Genomic DNA, 17,078 nt, shown 5'->3' on the forward strand with positions numbered 1-17,078 from the left:
GAAATCGTACAGCTCCTTACGGCAGCTTGAGCGACGTCTCCGCATTGTACGGCTTCAGCGTCTCGTCGGCGGCCTTCTGGGCGGCGGCGAGGGCTTCCTTCGGCTGCTTCTTGCCGTTGAGGACCAGCATCACCTCGTCCTCGAGGTTCTTGCGCACCGGCACGGTCTTGTAGGTCGCAAACCACGGCTTTGCGACGTCGAGCTGCTCGACGGCGGTCTTGGCGTCCGGGTTCTTGCCCAGGAATTCGACCATCTCCGGCGTCTTGTACGCGGCCATGTTCGGCGCGAAATAGCCGGTGGCGCGGCTCCACCAGCCGCTCTTCTCCGGCGAAGTCATCCACTTGATCAGCGTCCAGGCGGCCTTCTGCTTGTCGGCCTCTAACCCGGCCGGCATGATCAGCGAAGCGCCGCCGATCGGCACCGCGTTGCGGACGTTGCGCGGGATGAAGGCGACCTTGTAGGCGAACTTGGCGTTGTCGCGCACGTAGGTGAGCGAGCCCGTCGACAGCATCATCATCGCGGCATTGCCCGAGATGAAGGAGGTGCTCACGGCAGGGCCGGGTGTAGCGCCGGGCGTGTGGACCTTGTGCTTGTAGATGAGGTCGTTCCACCAGGTCAGTGCACCCAGCATCGAGGGCGTGTCGTAATAGACCTCGCCGCCGAACTCCTCGTTGTAGTAGCGGCCGCCATTGCTCATGGTGAGCGTTTCCATCATCCAGCCGCAATAGTCGTAGGCGCAGGGGATCGCGATGCCCCATTGGGTCACCTTGTCGCCCTCGCGCTTGGTCAGCTTCTTGGCCCAGTCGGTGACCTCGGCCCAGGTCTGCGGCGGCTTGCTCGGATCAAGGCCCGCTTCCTTGGCCTTGTCGGCGTTGATGTAGAGCAGCGGCGTCGAGTTGTGGAACGGCACGCCGTAGACCGAGCGGTTGATCACGGCATTGCCGTGCAGCGCCGGGAAGAACTGGCCGAGGAACTGCTCCTTGGTGGTGCCGTCGGCCTTGATCAGCGCATCGAGATTGGTGAGCTCGTTCTCGATCTGCATGTCGAGCAGGAAGTTCGCCGACATGATCACGGCGGCCGGCGGCTTGCCGGCCTTGATCGCTGCGCGCGTCTTGATCAGCGTGTCGTCATAGGAGCCGGTGTAGACGGCAGTCGCCTTGACGTTGGGATGAGTCTCGTTGAACTCCTTGATCAGGGTGCCCATGTCGCGGGCGAGCTTGCCGTCGACGGGGACGGGGAAGAACAGGTCGACCTCGGTCGGACCTTCGGCCTTGGCCGGGACGGCGAGGGCGCCTGCCATGGTGCCTACCATGGCAAGGCCGAGCATGAGCCTGCGGGAGAACAGCATCGGAAAATCTCCTATTTGATGCCTGAGGTGACGAAAGAGCTGATGAAGCGTTTCTGGAAGATCAGGAAAGCGACGAGCAGAGGCGCAATCACCATGAGCGTACCCGCGGCGATCGTGCCCCAGGCCTGCGTGCCTTCGGCGGTCTTGGTGAAAACGGAGAGGCCGATCGTGAGCGGGCGCTTGTCCGGCGAATTGATCACCATCAGCGGCCACAGGAAGTCGTTCCAGTGGCTGGTCACAGAGATGATGGCGAAGGCCGAGAAGCTCGGCATAGACAGCGGCACGTAGATGTGGCGGATGCGCTGGAACAGACCGGCGCCGTCGATCAGGGCGGCGTCCTCCAGCTCGGTCGGAATGGCTTCGAACGCCTGACGCATCAGGAAGGTGCCGAAGGCGGAGGCGAAGAACGGCATCATCACGCCGGTGAGCGTGTCATAGAGACCGAGCTGCGCCACCAGCGACAGGTTCGGCACGATCAGCAGCACCGGCACCAGCATCAGCTGCATCAGGAACAGGTAGAAGATCGGCGTCTTGCCGGCGAAATCCAGACGCGCGAAGGCAAAGCCGGCCAGCGTGATCGTGACGAACTGCACCAAGAGGATGCCGGTGCAGATGATGGTGGTATTGAGCGTGTAGCGCGGGAAGTCACCGATCTCCCAGGCATCCCTGACGTTGTCGAGCGTCGGCTTGAGGCTCGGCATCAGCTCGGCCATGGCGTTGATGCCGTCGGACGCGGGGCGCAGCGTCGCGACGACCATCCACAGGAAGGGGATCAGCCAGACGACCGCGAGCAGCACGGTCAGCGCAAAACCAAGCTTGGGCGTGATCTCGCCGCGGGTGGCGAGCGGGGCGTCCTTCCACAGCGTATCAAACAGCTTCATGGCCCGCCCTCGCGGTTCGCCATAGTGCGGAAGGACAGTGCGGTGAGGGCCATCAGTGCGGCCAGCGTCAGCAGCGTCGCGGCCGAGGCCTTGCCGATGTCGTAATGCTCGACCGCCTGCTGGTAGATGTAGAACAGCACGAGGTTGGTCGCATTCGACGGCCCGCCCTGGGTCATGACGAAGACGTGGTCGACCTGCGTCACCGCATTCAGCGTGGCGATGACGGTGACGAACAGGAAGGTCGGCTTCAGCTCCGGCAGGATGATGTGGCGCAGCCGCCGATACGGGCCGGCGCCGTCGAGATGCGCGGCCTCCATCACGTCCTCGGGCACGGCCTGGAGGCCGGCGAGGAAGAACAGCATGTAATAGCCGGCATTCTTCCAGATCGTGATGACCATGATCGCATAGAGCGCGATGTCGGGATCGCCGAGCCAGTTCGGCAGCACCGGCAGCAGCCGGCCGATGTAATAGTCGAGCAGGCCGACATTCGGCAGGAAGATGAACAGGAACAGCGCGGATGCCGCGACCATCGGAATCAGCACCGGCAGGAACAGCGCGGCACGCAGCGCGCTGTTCACCGCATGGGTGCGCGACAGCGCCAGCGCGAACAACAGCGCAAGCGCAATGCTCGGCACCGCCGTGCCGAAGGCATAGATCAGATTGTTGAAGACGGCGCCTGCGAAGGCGGGGTCGGCGAGCACCGCGCTGATGTTCTCAAAGCCGACGAAACGCACCGGCGCCTTCGGCGTCGCACGCTGATAGAGCGCATCGATCAGCACGCGCCCCATCGCGCCATAGGTGAACAGCGCGAGGAAGACCAGCGAGGGCAGGAGCAGCAGATAGGCCGGCAGCGAGGCCTTGAAGCGGCTCGTGAACCGTTTCAGGACGTGTAGACGCGGTGCCGCCGACGTCGCGACCGGGAGAGCCGCGGGTTCAGCGAGGCTCATCTCATCGCGCCCGGAAATTGAGCGCGTAGTCGCGGCCGTCCACTCCTGCCGGCGGCTCGAAGGGGAAGCGCAGACTTTGGTCGAGGAAATCGTGGCTGTGCACGACGACGTTCTGGTCGTCGATCAGCACGACGCCATAGGCCGGCGGCTCGTGGCTGGCGAGATGCTCGCTGGCCGCGACGTCGAGTTCGAACCAGACCTGGTGGTTGGTCCCGCGCAGCGTCGAGAACGGGATCTTGCCGTAGCTGCCGAAGATCGGCCGGTGCACATGACCGAAGAAGAGGTGGCGGATGCGTGCGCGATAGGGCGCGATGACTTCCGCGAATTCGGCGCTCTGCTTGAGCGCGATCTCGTCCATGGCGTGGACGCCGACCGGAAAGGGCGGATGGTGCATGAACACGACGAATTCCTGGTCGTCGGGAGCGGCCGCGAGCGTGCTCGCCAGCCAGCCGAGGCGCCTTGCGCACATCTCGCCGGCATGGCTGGTCTCGTCCAGCGTGTCGAGGAAGACGAACACGCCGTGCTCGGTGGTGCGCGTGCCCTGCACGAAGCCGTTGGCATCGCGCGGCGCCGCCTTCAGCGCGTCGAGGCAGGTGACGCGCTTGTCGTGATTGCCGACCATCGCGATGTACGGAATTTTCAGCGCCGCCATCGCCTCGGCGAAGTTGGCGTAGGATTCAGCCTCGCCCCAATGGGTGAGGTCGCCGGTCACGACCGCGAACGCAGCGTCGAACTGATGCTTGTTGATGTCGGCGATCGCCGCGTCCAGCCGGGCGCGCGGATCGAGGCCGTAGAGCATCGCGCCGGGGTTCGCGAGATGCGTGTCGGTGATGTGGATGAATTTGAAGGGCATGGCGCGCTTTGTCGGGACCGTTGGAGGATGGACGTCTCCGGCAAGACGACCCTGACAGGCGGTTAGAGCGCGTGTGTTTCAGTTTGATGACAGCGGTTCCCGCGGGCGGGACGTGTCCACAGGGCGTGCGGGACGGGAATGGACCGCGCAAAGCGCAATCCATGCAGTTGATCAATTAGAGATGGTGGTGCGCGGTGGAGCCCGCCTCACGTCCCACAGAACGTCTGCAGCACGCGCTGATCCGGCAGCGGCGGGTCGGCGTACGCGGCGTATTCCGGTTGGTCCTCGAACGGCCTCGCCAGCACCTTCACCATTTCCTCGAACGGCGCGTAATTGTCGTCGTTCACCGCGGCCTGGATCACGGCCTCGACGCGGTGGTTGCGCGGGATGAAGAGCGGGTTGACCGCGTGCATGGCGGCCTGTCGCTCGGCGGGGCCTTGCGGCTCCAGCGCGAGGCGTGCGCGCCAGCGGCCGGCCCATTCGTCGAACGCTGCGGCCTCCATGAATTGCGCGCGCACGTCGCCGCCGTCATCGGCCGCGGCGTCGCCCAGCTTGCGGAAGGTGAGGGTGAAGTCGGCCTGGTTCTTGGCCATGGCATCGAGCAGGTCCTGGATCAGCGCATCGTCGCCGTCTCGCTCCGTGAACAGGCCGACCTTCCGCCGCAGGCCGGTCTGATAGGCGGCGCTGAACTGGTCCGAGAAGGCGCCGAGAATATCCTGCGCCTCGGCCACCGCCTTCTCCTGCTCGTCCGAGAACAGCGGCAGCAGGCATTCGGCAAGGCGCGTCAGATTCCACAACCCGATGCGCGGCTGGTTGGCATAGGCGTAGCGGCCCATCTCGTCGATCGAGGAGAACACCTGGGCAGGATTGTAGGAATCCATGAAGGCGCACGGGCCGTAGTCGATGGTCTCGCCCGAGATCGAGCTGTTGTCGGTGTTCATCACGCCGTGAATGAAGCCGACCAGCAGCCAGCGCGCGATCAGCTCGGCCTGGCGCGCGACCACGGCGGCGAGCAGGTCGTGATACGGCCGCTCGGCGTGGAGCAGGTCCGGATAATGGCGCGTGATGACGTGATCGGCGAGCCGGCGGATCGCCTCGGTGTCGCGGCGGACGGCGAAGAACTGGAAGGTGCCGACGCGGATGTGGCTGGAGGCGACGCGGGTCAGCACCGCGCCGGGCAGCGCGGTCTCGCGGATGACGTGCTCGCCGGTAACGACCGCGGCGAGCGAGCGTGTGGTGGGAATGCCCAGCGCATGCATGGCCTCGCTGACAATGTATTCGCGCAGGATTGGCCCAAGCGCGGCGCGGCCGTCGCCGCGGCGGGAGAACGGGGTGGGGCCCGAGCCCTTGAGCTGGATGTCGCGGCGGACGCCGTCTTTGTCGATGACCTCGCCGAGCAGGATGGCGCGGCCATCGCCGAGCTGCGGCACGAAATGCCCGAACTGGTGCCCGGCATAGGCCATGGCGATCGGATCCGCTCCGTCGGGAACCGTCTTGCCGGCCAGGATCTCGGCGCCTTCGGGGGTCTCCAGCAGATCAGGATCGAGCCCGAGCTGGACCGCCAGCGGCCGGTTCAGCTTGATCAGCCGAGGGGCGGCCACCGGGGTCGGCGCGACGCGGGCGAAGAAGTTGTCCGGCAGCGCCGAATAGGAGTTCTGGAAGGGGAAATGGACCGTCATGGGCTCAAGATAGGACTGGAACGCCTGATGGCAAAGGCTCGGTCTGTGATAAGCCAAAAATGGGCCCTTCGGGTCCAAAACAGGGCGTTCCCTTGGTTGCCGCCTTGGTCCTCGTCGGGTAAACCCTGCCGCAACTTCGGACCGGCCATCACGGGCCGTTCGATTCGCTTCCTTCAGACATTGATTTTGGGACGACCATGCATCGCTACCGGTCACACACATGCGGCGCGCTCCGCGAGAGCAACATCGGCGAGACCATCCGCCTCTCCGGCTGGGTCCATCGCGTCCGCGACCATGGCGGCGTGCTGTTCATCGACCTGCGCGACCATTACGGCCTGACCCAGTGCGTGGTCGATCCGGACTCGGCGGCGTTCTCGCTGGCCGAAAAGCTGCGCTCGGAATTCGTGGTCAAGATGGACGGCAAGGTCCGCCGCCGCCCCGATGGCACCGACAATGACGACCTGCCGACCGGCAAGGTCGAGGTCTACATCAGCGAGATCGAGGTGCTGGGCCCTGCCGGCGACCTGCCGCTGCCGGTGTTCGGCGACCAGGAATATCCCGAGGACATTAGGCTCAAATATCGCTTCTTGGACCTGCGTCGCGAAAAACTGCACCAGAACATCATGACGCGCGTCGAGATCATCAAGTCGATGCGCCGGCGCATGGAGGGGCAGGGCTTCTTCGAGTTCAACACGCCGATCCTGACCGCGTCCTCGCCGGAAGGCGCGCGCGACTTCCTCGTCCCGTCGCGCATCCATCCGGGAAAATTCTACGCGCTGCCGCAGGCGCCGCAGCAGTATAAGCAGCTGCTGATGATGAGCGGCTTCGACCGCTACTTCCAGATCGCGCCCTGCTTCCGCGACGAGGACCCGCGCGCCGACCGTCTGCCCGGCGAGTTCTACCAGCTCGACGTCGAGATGAGCTTTGTGACTCAGGAAGACGTCTTCGCGGCGATGGAGCCCGTCATCACCGGCGTGTTCGAGGAATTTGCCAAGGGCAAGCCCGTGACGAAAGGCTGGCGCCGGATTCCGTTCGCCGAGGCGTTGCGCAAGTACGGCAGCGACAAGCCGGACCTGCGCAACCCCATCGAGATGCAGGACGTCTCCGAGCATTTCCGCGGGAGCGGCTTCAAGGTGTTCGCGCGCATGCTCGAAGATCCCAAGAACCAGGTCTGGGCGATCCCGGCGCCTGGCGGCGGCAGCCGCGCTTTCTGCGACCGCATGAACTCGTGGGCGCAAGGCGAGGGCCAGCCCGGCCTCGGCTACATCATGTGGCGCGAGGGCGGCGAGGGCGCAGGTCCCCTCGCGAACAACATCGGGCCTGAGCGCACTGCCGCGATCCGCGCGCAGCTGGGCGTCAAGGAAGGCGATGCCGCCTTCTTCGTCGCCGGTGATCCCGACAAGTTCTGGAAGTTCTCAGGTCTTGCCCGCAACAAGGTCGGCGAGGAATTGAATCTCACCGACAAGGAACGGTTCGAGCTCGCCTGGATCGTCGACTTCCCGATGTACGAGTACAATGAGGACGACAAGAAGGTCGACTTCTCGCACAACCCGTTCTCGATGCCGCAAGGCGGGCTCGATGCGCTGAAGTCGCAGGATCCGCTGACCATCAAGGCGTTTCAGTACGACATCACCTGCAACGGCTACGAGATCGCCTCGGGCGGCATCCGCAACCACGTGCCGGAAGCGATGGTGAAGGCGTTCGAGATCGCAGGTTACGGCGAGCAGGAAGTGGTCGAGCGCTTCGGCGGCATGTACCGCGCCTTCCAGTACGGCGCCCCGCCGCATGGCGGTATGGCCGCGGGCGTCGACCGCATCGTGATGCTGCTCTGTGGCACCACGAATTTGCGCGAGATCTCGCTGTTCCCGATGAATCAGCAGGCCATGGACCTGCTGATGGGCGCCCCGTCGGAAGCCACCACGAAGCAGCTCCGCGAGCTGCACATCCGGGTGAACCTGCCGCAGAAGTAAGTGTGGCGGTCGGTCTCGTGCCCCGGACGCAGCGCAGCACGCGAGTGACGCGCTGCTGAGCCGGGGCCCAAGAATTCCGGTGAACTTGCCCTTTTCGTCTTCGTCGTGTTCAAGTTGACGTTAATCGTGACATCGATCTAAGGTCGCCTCGCGGACGGAGAGCTCAATGAGCAACAGTCGCGTCGCCACCCTAGTCTTGGCAGTGATTGCGCTGCTTATCGCCGGCATGATGGTCGAATTTTACTGGGATTGCCGCCTCCTGAAGGGAGGAACGATGAAAGACTGCATGCCCGGTCGCCCCGGACCGACGGGACTTCACTGACGACACGAGTTGAAGCCCTCCCGAGCTGCATCCGGGAGATCGAACTACAGCCCCGTCGAAGCCTCGATTCTGAACTGCGCCAGCGCGATGATCGGTTCCTGATCGAGGACATCCATCAGCTGAAGCACCGGCAGCTTGCCGAGCGGTGTCAGCCTGATGCTCAGCGTTTGCCCTGAGGTCTCGACGAAGCCGGCGAGTGCATCGACCGCGACCTTGGCATCGAGATTGGAGGCCGCGATCTTCTCGCCCTGGGCCCGGATCATCGCGACGATGGCGCTGCGCGCCGCATCGCGGCTGACATTCTGCATGCGCGCGAACTGGGCCACGACCAGATCGACCACGCCGCGGTCGCGCAAGGACAGCTCGATTACGCCGGTCTCGACCTGCGCCAATTGATCCATTGCCTCCAACCGGTCCATCGTGGTGAAGAGGTCGCGCGGCACCTTGGCAAGGGCCACGCTCAGCTGCGCCCTGGCGAGGTTGCCGAGATCGAGCGTGGCGGGTGTGAGGGCGAATGCGCCCGACGATTCGGTCCAGGCCGCGCCGAGGTCGAGATCGATCGCGAGCTTGTCCACGCCTGCCACGATCAGCGGCTGCAGCGCCGGATTGGTGGGATCGGTCGGCGTGACCATCTTCACGACCAGATTTGCCTTGCTCGGGATCGATCCCACCAGCTGGCCCCAGTTCAGGCTGATCGTGTCGACGGTGATGGGCTGCCGCGCAGTGTTGTGGGGCGCCACCACGCCCTTGATCTCGGCGCCTTCGAGCACACGGAACAGGCCCAGCATCTGATCGGGTGAGGGCGGCTGTCCGGGATTGCTGAGACCAGAGGCCCAGCGCATGAAGTTCGGCATGCTGAAGGATTTGAGCGCGAAGCGCTCCATCTTGAACTGACCCTGCGGCGAGGGAGCATCGACACCCTCGATCGCGAATTCGCCCTGCCGGTAGCGGATCGCATTGATCTTTCCTGTTCCCTGCGGTGTGCCAATCGAGGTCTTGCCGATTTCGGCTTTGCCGATGCGAATGCCGTCGTAGAAGCCAGCGACCTTCTCCATCCGCTCGCGTGTTTGCGCCGAAGTTGGCGCGGCCCATTTATCCTGCGGCATGTTAAACATCTCGAACAAATGGAGCTTCGACGGCTGCACGTCGATGTTTTCCATCGCGAAGCCGTCGACATCCATCCGCAGACCTAGCGTGGACTTGAGCACATAAGGGCCGCTCGAGATTTGCCGGTAGACCCGGCGGTAGCTGTCGTCACGGCTCGTCTGTGGATCGAGCGCGGCGAGGAACGGGGTTGAGTCGAAATCATTGACAATGATGCCGGAGATCTCGCCCGTCAGCTTGTCCGTCTTTCCCGGCTGCGTCACGTTGATCGCGAAGGTGGCGCGGTCCGTCTTCATTGCATCGACCTTGCCGCGGCCGAGGTTTTGTAGCGCGAGGCCGGAATAGACCACTTCACCGCCCCCGATGTTGCTGCCGGCGTCGAAGCTGATGTTGATGGACGGCATCATCACGGACGTTGCCGTCACGCTCGCGAACTGGTCGAGCCCGAACCGGTACATTTCGCTGAGGGAGCTCGATGCCGGCGCGTTTTGAACGCGGAAGGGACCCGCATAGTCGCGCAGCGTCACCTGCGGGATCTTGTAGGCCACTTTGAGCTTGCCGGGGCCGACTTCGTCCAACGCAATCTCGACACCCGAAATGTCGATGCCGTCGGCGGCAAAGCGCATATCGCCGATCTGGCGGACGCCCGTGCTCTTGAAGGCGCCGATCTTGACGTGCCCCTGCGGCTGGTCGCGGGGCTCGACTGCGATGTCCTCGATCGTCAGCGTCCGAGTCGCGACCTCGAACCCGATCTTGCCATGGCTCGCCTTGCCGCCGCCTGCGCGCAGCTGGGCGAACACCGCCTCGACCTCGCTGGTCGCCCGGTGCTGGACATACAGATTGAAGCCGAACCATCCCCCCGCAGCGAGCACGGCAGCCACGATCAGGCCGATCAGGATTCGCTTCATTCCCAGCTCCAGTTGCTCGTTTTGCACCGCGCAACCTGCCATATTCGTGAAACGTGGCGCAGTCCAGAGAAAGCTATGGTTTCAGATATTTGACGGCGCGCCCTGTTGACGGGGCCGCAATCCGATGTTGCCACCGGGGCTTCGGCCGTGCTTCATCCGGTTTCCATGACCCGGAAATACGGTCCGCTCGGGCCGTCGCTCCGGATCATGCATTTTGGGGCCGGTAACGCGAAGCGAGACACCGCATGTCGTCCTATTCTGATGATCTCCACCAGGCGGCGCTCGCCTACCATCGTCTGCCGCGCCCCGGAAAGCTCGAGATCCAGGCAAGCAAGCCGCTTGCCAACCAGCGCGATCTCGCGCTGGCCTATTCGCCGGGCGTTGCCGCGGCCTGTACCGAGATCGCCAAGAACCCGGCCGAGGCCGCTACGCTGACCACGCGCGCCAACCTGGTTGCCGTGGTCTCCAACGGCACCGCGGTGCTCGGCCTAGGCAATATCGGTCCGCTGGCCTCCAAGCCGGTGATGGAAGGCAAGGCGGTCCTGTTCAAGAAATTCGCCGGCATCGACGTGTTCGACATCGAGATCGCCGCCGACACCATCGACCGCGTGGTCGAGACCGTGGCCGCGCTGGAGCCGACCTTCGGCGGCATCAATCTGGAGGACATCCGCGGACCGGAATGCTTCGAGATCGAAGCGCGCTTGAAGGAGCGCATGAAGATTCCGGTCTTCCACGACGACCAGCACGGCACTGCGATCATCGTCGCCGCCGCCATCACCAATGGTCTGAGGCTGAACGGCAAGAAGCTGCCCGAGGTCAAGATCGTCGCGTCGGGGGCAGGGGCCGCGGCGATTGCGACACTCAATCTCCTGGTCTCGATGGGCGCGCAGCGCAAGAACATCTGGGTCTGCGACATCGACGGCCTCGTGCACGAGGGCCGCAACACCTCGATGGACCGCTGGAAGGCGGTCTATGCGCAGAAGACCGACAAGCGCACGCTCGCCGACGTCATCGGCGGCGCCGACATCTTCATCGGACTCTCGGCACCCGGCGTGCTCAAGCCGGAGATGGCCAAGGCGATGGGCGACAAGCCCCTGATCATGGCGCTCGCCAATCCGGTGCCGGAAATCATGCCGGAAGAGGCGCGCAAGGCGCGCCCCGACGCCATGATCTGCACCGGCCGTTCCGACTACCCGAACCAGGTCAACAACGTCCTCTGTTTTCCCTTCATCTTCCGTGGGGCGCTCGACGTCGGCGCCACCGCGATCAACGAGGAGATGAAGCAGGCCGCCGTCGAGGCCATCGCGCAGCTCGCGCGCGAGGCGCCGTCGGATGCCGTCGCGCAGGGTTTCGACACCGGCGAGACGCAGGGCTTCGGTCCGGGCTCGCTGATCCCGAGCCCCTTTGATCCCAGGTTGATCTTGCGCATCGCGCCGGCCGTGGCGAAGGCGGCGATGGAATCGGGCGTCGCAACGCGCCCCATCACCAATTTCGACGAATACACCGCGCTGCTCGAGCGCTTCGCCTTCCGCTCCGGCCTCGTCATGAAGCCGATGTTCGCCAAGGCCAAGACCCAGCCGGTGCGCGTGATCTATGCCGAAGGCGAGGACGAGCGCGTGCTGCGCGCCACGCAAGTCGTGCTGGAGGAAAAGCTGGCTCGGCCGATCCTGGTCGGCCGTCCGTCGGTCGTGGAGGCGCGCATCAAGCGCTTCGGCCTCTCGATCCGCGCCGGCAAGGATTTCGACCTCGTCAATCCCGAGGACGATCCGCGCTACCGCTCCTACGTGCAGTCCTATGTCGAGGTCGCCGGTCGCCGCGGCGTGACGCCGGATGCAGCCCGCACCGTGGTGCGCACCAACAATACGGTGATCGCCGCGCTCGCGGTCACGCGCGGGGAAGCGGACGCCATGCTCTGCGGCGTCGAGGGCCGCTACATGAGCCATCTGCGTCATGTCCGCGAGATCATCGGCTTCTCGCCTGGAATCAGCGACTATGCGGCGCTGGCGCTATTGATCACCAGCAAGGGCGCCTTCTTCATCGCCGACACGCAGGTTCGCCCCAATCCGAGCGCGGAGGAGCTTGCCGAGATCGCATCGCTCGCCGCGGTCCACGTCCAGCGCTTCAACATCAAGCCGAAGATCGCCTTCGTCTCGCATTCGGATTTCGGCAGCTACGACACCGATTCCTCACGCAAGATGCGGCTGGCGACCCAGCTTCTGAAGGACAAGCATCCGGAGATCGAGGCCGACGGCGAAATGCAGGGCGACACCGCACTCTCCGCAGCTGCGCGACGGATGGTGCTGCCGCATTCCAAGCTGGAGGGCGAGGCCAACATCCTGATCATGCCGACCCTGGATACCGCCAACGTCGCCTATCAGATGATCAAGTCGCTGGCGGACGCGCTGCCCGTCGGCCCGATCCTGGTCGGCCCGGCGCGCCCGGCGCACATCCTCACCCCCTCGGTGACGGCACGCGGCATCCTCAACATGACCGCAGTCGCCGTGGTGGAAGCGCAGGAGCGCGCCTCGCGGCAGCAGCCGACGTTGTTTACGTAAGGCCTCAACGTCCCACGAAGTCGTCATGCCCGGGCTTGTCCCGGGCATCCACGTTCTTTGTGCGGTGGGACAGCTCGTGGATGGCCGGGTCAAGCCCGGCCATGACGCCGAGAGAGTAGTACTCAGCTCATCCCAGCTGGTTCGATTCCGCTAGGGAGCGCCAACTTTGAATTCCTATCAGTTCGCCATTTCCCCGTTTGTAAACCGGCGCACGACTCTCCATAATCCACTTCAAGCGTTCCGCGCTTTGAGCTTGCCAAGAGGCCGATCATGCCAGCGTTCGTGACTTTCGGGCGAATCCTGTTCGCCGTGCTGTTCATCTACACGGGCGCGACCAAGCTCTTTGCCATGCAGGCCACCGCCGACGTCATCGCAACCAAGCTCGTGGTGCCCGATGTCGTCGCGCCTTATGCCCAGCAGGTCGAGACGGCGACCGCCATGACCACGCCGCAGCTCTTGGCGATCGCGATCGGCGGGCTCGAGATCATTGCAGGGCTGATGATCGCGCTGAATTTCGGCGCGCGTTTCTTCGCGATGCTGCTGATCGTCTACGTCGCCGTCGCGACCGTCCTGTTCTACGATTTCTGGAACATGGCGGCGCCCGACAACGCCAAGATGCTGGTCGACGCGCTCAAGAACCTCTCGATCATCGGCGCGCTCTGCATGATCATCGGCTATGGCCGCACCACGCGCCCGGCCGAGGCGGCCTACGGCGACGTCTAGCGGTCACTCCGCTCTCGGCGGCGCGATCTCGCGCATCCAGCGGGAAATCGTCGCGCTGCTCGCTCCATCGCTGCCGCGCTGTCGGCCGAGCAGGGCGGCCTCCCGTGCGGCGCGGGGCGTGATGCCGTAGGCGGCCTTGAACGAGCGCGTGAAGTGCGCGTCGGTGCCGAGCTGCCAGCGCCGTGCCACCTCGCTGATCCGGGGGCCCCGCGCGCCCGAATTGGCGAGGTCGAAGAAGGCGCGGTGCAGCCGGCGGCTGCGGATGTAGTCGGCGATGCCGCCGACCGGCGCGAACAGCCGGTACAGCGAGGCCCGGTACAGGCCGAAATGGGCGGCGATCGAATTGGCCGACAGATCCTCGCTGGCAAGGCCAGCCTCGATGTATTGGCGGATCCGCATCAAGGACGGGCTTGCCGCGACGCTATGGTCGGCATCGGCCTCGCCACGTTCGATTTCATTGCGAAGGCACGCGGCCAGCAGCGACACCGTGCCCTCGACTACCGATTGGCATTCGTCGAGGCTCATGCGCGGCGCAAATTCGAACAGGGCGGTGAGATGCCCGGCCAGCAATCGTGCGATCACGCTGCTGCCCGGCAGGACCAGGCCATGCAAATCATCGACCCGCAAGAGATGGGCGGCGAACATCGGCCGCGGCACGACCAGCGTGACATTCTCGAACGCCGTGGCCTTGGTCTCCAGCGTCTGGGCGAGATCGAACAGGCAGATGTCGCCGGCGCGCACGCGCATCGGCCGTGTGCCGGCAACGCCGTCATAGCCGCCCTTCAGATAGAGCTGCAGGATGATGTGGTCGACGCCGCTGCGCGCGATCGTTTCGGCCGTCCGGCGGAAGCGCTGGCCGCTGGCACGGCTCAGCCCGATCAGCACCGGTCCCATGGCGTAGGAGCTGAGGTCGGCGCGAAACGGGCCCGGTTCGCCGGCGGCGAGCTCGTCCACCTCGAACAGCGTGGCGACGGCTTCCCGCCACGCTGCGATGTTCGCCTCCGTCTCCATCTGATCGGCGCTAAAGCCGAATGCCGGCAGCAGGGACGATATAGGGGCGACATCGTCATTCAATCCGGAAGCGTCCGTCGGACTAGTCGTCGTGCAGTCGTCGCTCATTCTGGCCGTGGGTTAGTTTTTGCTCTTTTGTCTCAGTCTATTGATGCGGTGTGTCGCAGCCGCCCGCTCGTATTGACGCCGCGCCTCGGACGTTGGCTATAGCGCCACGACCGCCGTCGGGGCCGATTTTCGGGTCTCGGCAAATATGCTAGCCGGCTTTGCGCTGGCCGGCGGCGGGACCAATTTTAGCACGGCACGCCAGCAACATGCTTAACGGTATGATGTTGCCGGTACTGTGCATGGGGTTGTTTTCCAGTTTGAGTCGGAGCCGGCGTAAGCGCCACTGCCGGCAGGCTACCCCCGCCGCCACGGGGTCACGGTCACTTCATGCGCCGCGTCGAGGAGGTAGGGCGCACCCGGCTTCATCCCGTGGGCAGCCAGCACCTCGTGAGGCGTCCGCTGGGGTACGCCGACGAAGCAGCCTTCACCGCCGGGCAGCCGCACATGCGGAGCCTCCGACAGCCAGAACGTGTCGTAGCGGTCCATGAACAGGTCGAACACGACCGGTCCGCCGATGACGGCGACCATGCCGGATGCGACGTCGGCGAAGGCGCAGGCTTCCTCGAAGCTCGCATGCTCAGGATTCCACAGCGTCGCGTTCGGCATCTCCGGATCGACGGTGAGGTCCCTGATTTTGCGGGTTAGGATCAGCCGCTTGCGCCTGGCCGAATTCGGCTGCTGCTCGTGCGAGTTGCGGCCGTGCACGATCAGCGCGGCGCGATCGAGCGCCTGCTCGAAGAACCGCTTGTCGCCTTCGAATTTCAACGTCTCAGGCATGATGTGCGACGGATCGGCGAGCATGCCGTCCGCGGAGACGATGACGTAGCCTTCGATACGGAAAGACAATTGCGACGGCTATTCGGAAACGGTGGTCACCACCGAATTGACCGGGCGCTGGCTCACCGTCGGCAGCTTGAGATCCTTGAGCAGCTCCTGGTCGTACTCCGGCAGCGTCGAGGCCGGGAACTTGGCGCGCATCGCTACCACCTTGTAGCCGCCGGCCTTCAGCCGCTTAAGCAGCTCGGGCAGGGCCTCCGCGGTGTGCTTCTGAAAGTCGTGCATCAGGATGATGCCCTTGCCCTTGGTGTCGAGCTTCTTCATCACGGTCTCGACGATCTTCTCGGGCTTGGAAGCCTTGAAGTCGAACGAGTCGATGTCGCAGGAGAAGCTCGCGACATTGCGGTTGCCGAGATAGGTGACCATCTCCGGCGGATGCTGCAGCGCCGGGAAGCGGAAGAACGGCGCGGGCGAGATGCCGCCGAGCGCCCACTTCACCGCCGCAAAGCCTTTCTCGATCTCGTCCTTGCGTTGCGCTTCGTTGAGCTTCTTGTTGTTGAGGTTCGCGTGCGACCAGGTGTGGGCGCCAACGGTGTGGCCGGCTGCGTAGACCTGCTTGAGGACCTCCGGCTCGTACGTCGCGTGCTTGCCGATGATGAAGAAGATTCCGGTGGTGCATTCGTCCGCGAGCGCCTTCAGCACCGCGGGCGTGTTGCGCGGCCAGGGGCCGTCGTCGAAGGTCAGCACGACCTCCTTGTCACGCAGGAAGTCGAGCTCCTTGAAGTGCTCGAAGCCGAAGCCGGGACCGCCCGTGGTGTCGATCTCGACGGTGCGGGCGACGCCGAGCGCGCCCGGTGTGTTGCAGGCCGCGCGGGCCGGCTGCGGCGGCTGTTTCGGCGGGGGCGGATTGACGAAGCCCGCCGGCGCCGCGGCCGCTGCTGCAGGCGCTGGACCTGCAGGGGACGTTGCAGCCGCTGGTGTTGCCGCCGGCGCGGCTTGCGGTGCGGCCGCGGGCTTCGCGGCCGGCGTCTGCGACCATGCGGCGCCGGTCAGCGCCACCGACATCGCACCTGCTAAAATCAGTCCTGCCGCCACGCGCATGGTGATGTCCCTCGAGATTGATCCCGTTGTTCCGCCGGGGCTTTTCGCCTGCGGCAAAAACCGTCCGGCCCAAAACAATCCTAGCCTAGATGGTGGGCCGTCGCCATTGCAACGGCTGTTTGATGCCGCGCCGCAATTGTGCCCAGCCGGATGGCGTGCACCTGGATCAAGTGTCGGACAAGGCCCTTGCAATGGCGGTCTTGATCCGCGTGTCGGCCGGCTCGACGGCGGATGGAAATACCTCGGCGATATAGCCGTCGCGGCCGATCAGGTATTTGTGGAAGTTCCAGCGCGGAACTTCCTTCGGTCGGGCTTCCGCGGCCCATTTGTAGAAGGGATGCGCCCTCGCACCGACCACCGCAGCCTTGGCTGTGATCGGGAAGGTAACGCCATATTGGTGGTGTGCGGTCTGCGTGATCTCGCTGCCGCCACCGGGCTCCTGGCCACCGAAATCGTTGGACGGCACGCCGATCACGGTGAGCCCGCGCCCGCGAAATTCGTTCCAGATCTCCTGCAGGCCGGCATATTGCGGCGTGTAGCCACAGAGCGAGGCCGTGTTCACCACCAGCAGCGGTTTGCCGGTGAACGTGGCGAGGCGGATGTCGTCGCCTGACAATGCGGGGAAGGAGAAGGCGTAGGCCGAGATCCGGCTCATGGCGCCATCAGCGAGGGCGCGCGTGACAGGCGCGAACGCGCCCACAAGCGCGACGCTCAGCACGGTTCTGCGATTCATCATGACGGCGTCCCCCGAGATGATCCGAGGGCAGATTACTCCGCCACTGCGGCCTCGC

Annotated in this window: 14 protein-coding genes; 4 read left to right on the forward strand and 10 right to left on the reverse strand. The window is 64.8% G+C overall.

Annotation, left to right across the window (positions count from 1 at the left end; all coding sequences use genetic code 11):
* Window positions 1-16: 16 nt before the first annotated feature.
* From ACVWYQ_RS02505 to ACVWYQ_RS02525, 5 genes are all read right to left on the reverse strand, one after another.
* Window positions 17-1,348 (reverse strand): ABC transporter substrate-binding protein, encoded by a 1,332-nt coding sequence (locus ACVWYQ_RS02505; protein ID WP_271546954.1) that lies wholly within the window; start codon window positions 1,346-1,348, stop codon window positions 17-19.
* A gap of 11 nt (window positions 1,349-1,359) precedes the next feature.
* The gene (locus ACVWYQ_RS02510) at window positions 1,360-2,229 is read right to left on the reverse strand and encodes a carbohydrate ABC transporter permease (protein ID WP_271546952.1); all 870 of its coding nucleotides are present in this window, start codon (window positions 2,227-2,229) and stop codon (window positions 1,360-1,362) included.
* Window positions 2,226-3,176, reverse strand: coding sequence for a carbohydrate ABC transporter permease (locus ACVWYQ_RS02515; protein ID WP_271546950.1), 951 nt, complete (start codon window positions 3,174-3,176; stop codon window positions 2,226-2,228). The genes ACVWYQ_RS02510 and ACVWYQ_RS02515 overlap by 4 nt, the downstream gene beginning before the upstream one ends.
* A 1-nt stretch (window position 3,177) precedes the next feature.
* Window positions 3,178-4,029: a phosphodiesterase gene (locus tag ACVWYQ_RS02520; protein WP_271546948.1), complete on the reverse strand. Its 852-nt coding sequence runs from the start codon at window positions 4,027-4,029 to the stop codon at window positions 3,178-3,180.
* Window positions 4,030-4,235: 206 nt separating this feature from the next.
* Window positions 4,236-5,708, reverse strand: coding sequence for a protein adenylyltransferase SelO (locus ACVWYQ_RS02525; protein ID WP_404541524.1), 1,473 nt, complete (start codon window positions 5,706-5,708; stop codon window positions 4,236-4,238).
* 197 nt (window positions 5,709-5,905) lie between these two features.
* On the opposite strand from ACVWYQ_RS02525, the gene aspS reads away from it, so the two are divergent.
* Together aspS and ACVWYQ_RS02535 are read left to right on the forward strand one after the other, a co-directional pair.
* A complete protein-coding gene (gene aspS / locus ACVWYQ_RS02530; RefSeq protein ID WP_404541522.1) occupies window positions 5,906-7,678 on the forward strand; it encodes an aspartate--tRNA ligase in 1,773 nt (590 codons plus the stop codon).
* A 166-nt stretch (window positions 7,679-7,844) separates the two neighbouring features.
* Window positions 7,845-8,000 carry a hypothetical protein gene (locus tag ACVWYQ_RS02535; RefSeq protein ID WP_275499355.1) on the forward strand — a complete coding sequence of 52 codons (156 nt, stop codon included), beginning with the start codon at window positions 7,845-7,847 and terminating at the stop codon, window positions 7,998-8,000.
* A 44-nt stretch (window positions 8,001-8,044) separates the two neighbouring features.
* Here the strand turns inward: ACVWYQ_RS02535 and ACVWYQ_RS02540 are convergent, their stop codons facing one another.
* Window positions 8,045-10,012, reverse strand: a complete 1,968-nt coding sequence (locus tag ACVWYQ_RS02540) for a hypothetical protein (protein ID WP_456725391.1) — start codon at window positions 10,010-10,012, stop codon at window positions 8,045-8,047.
* Window positions 10,013-10,257: 245 nt separating this feature from the next.
* Between ACVWYQ_RS02540 and ACVWYQ_RS02545 the strand changes: the two genes are divergently transcribed.
* Together ACVWYQ_RS02545 and ACVWYQ_RS02550 are read left to right on the forward strand one after the other, a co-directional pair.
* On the forward strand, window positions 10,258-12,567 hold the full coding sequence (locus tag ACVWYQ_RS02545) for an NADP-dependent malic enzyme (RefSeq protein WP_404541514.1): 2,310 nt from the start codon (window positions 10,258-10,260) through the stop codon (window positions 12,565-12,567).
* Window positions 12,568-12,837: 270 nt separating this feature from the next.
* Window positions 12,838-13,290, forward strand: coding sequence for a DoxX family membrane protein (locus tag ACVWYQ_RS02550; protein WP_275516762.1), 453 nt, complete (start codon window positions 12,838-12,840; stop codon window positions 13,288-13,290).
* Window positions 13,291-13,293: 3 nt separating this feature from the next.
* Here ACVWYQ_RS02550 and ACVWYQ_RS02555 read toward each other — a convergent pair whose 3' ends face one another.
* The 4 genes from ACVWYQ_RS02555 to ACVWYQ_RS02570 all read right to left on the reverse strand — a co-directional run bounded on the left by ACVWYQ_RS02555 (window position 13,294) and on the right by ACVWYQ_RS02570 (window position 17,023).
* Window positions 13,294-14,409: a helix-turn-helix domain-containing protein gene (locus ACVWYQ_RS02555; protein WP_404541511.1), complete on the reverse strand. Its 1,116-nt coding sequence runs from the start codon at window positions 14,407-14,409 to the stop codon at window positions 13,294-13,296.
* 294 nt (window positions 14,410-14,703) lie between these two features.
* Window positions 14,704-15,255: a dihydrofolate reductase gene (locus tag ACVWYQ_RS02560; RefSeq protein ID WP_404541509.1), complete on the reverse strand. Its 552-nt coding sequence runs from the start codon at window positions 15,253-15,255 to the stop codon at window positions 14,704-14,706.
* Between the two features lie 9 nt (window positions 15,256-15,264).
* Window positions 15,265-16,287, reverse strand: coding sequence for a polysaccharide deacetylase family protein (locus ACVWYQ_RS02565; RefSeq protein WP_404541507.1), 1,023 nt, complete (start codon window positions 16,285-16,287; stop codon window positions 15,265-15,267).
* Window positions 16,288-16,453: 166 nt separating this feature from the next.
* Window positions 16,454-17,023 (reverse strand): glutathione peroxidase, encoded by a 570-nt coding sequence (locus tag ACVWYQ_RS02570; protein ID WP_157284626.1) that lies wholly within the window; start codon window positions 17,021-17,023, stop codon window positions 16,454-16,456.
* Between the last annotated feature and the right edge of the window lie 55 nt (window positions 17,024-17,078).

This window comes from Bradyrhizobium sp. USDA 3397, assembly GCF_054060965.1.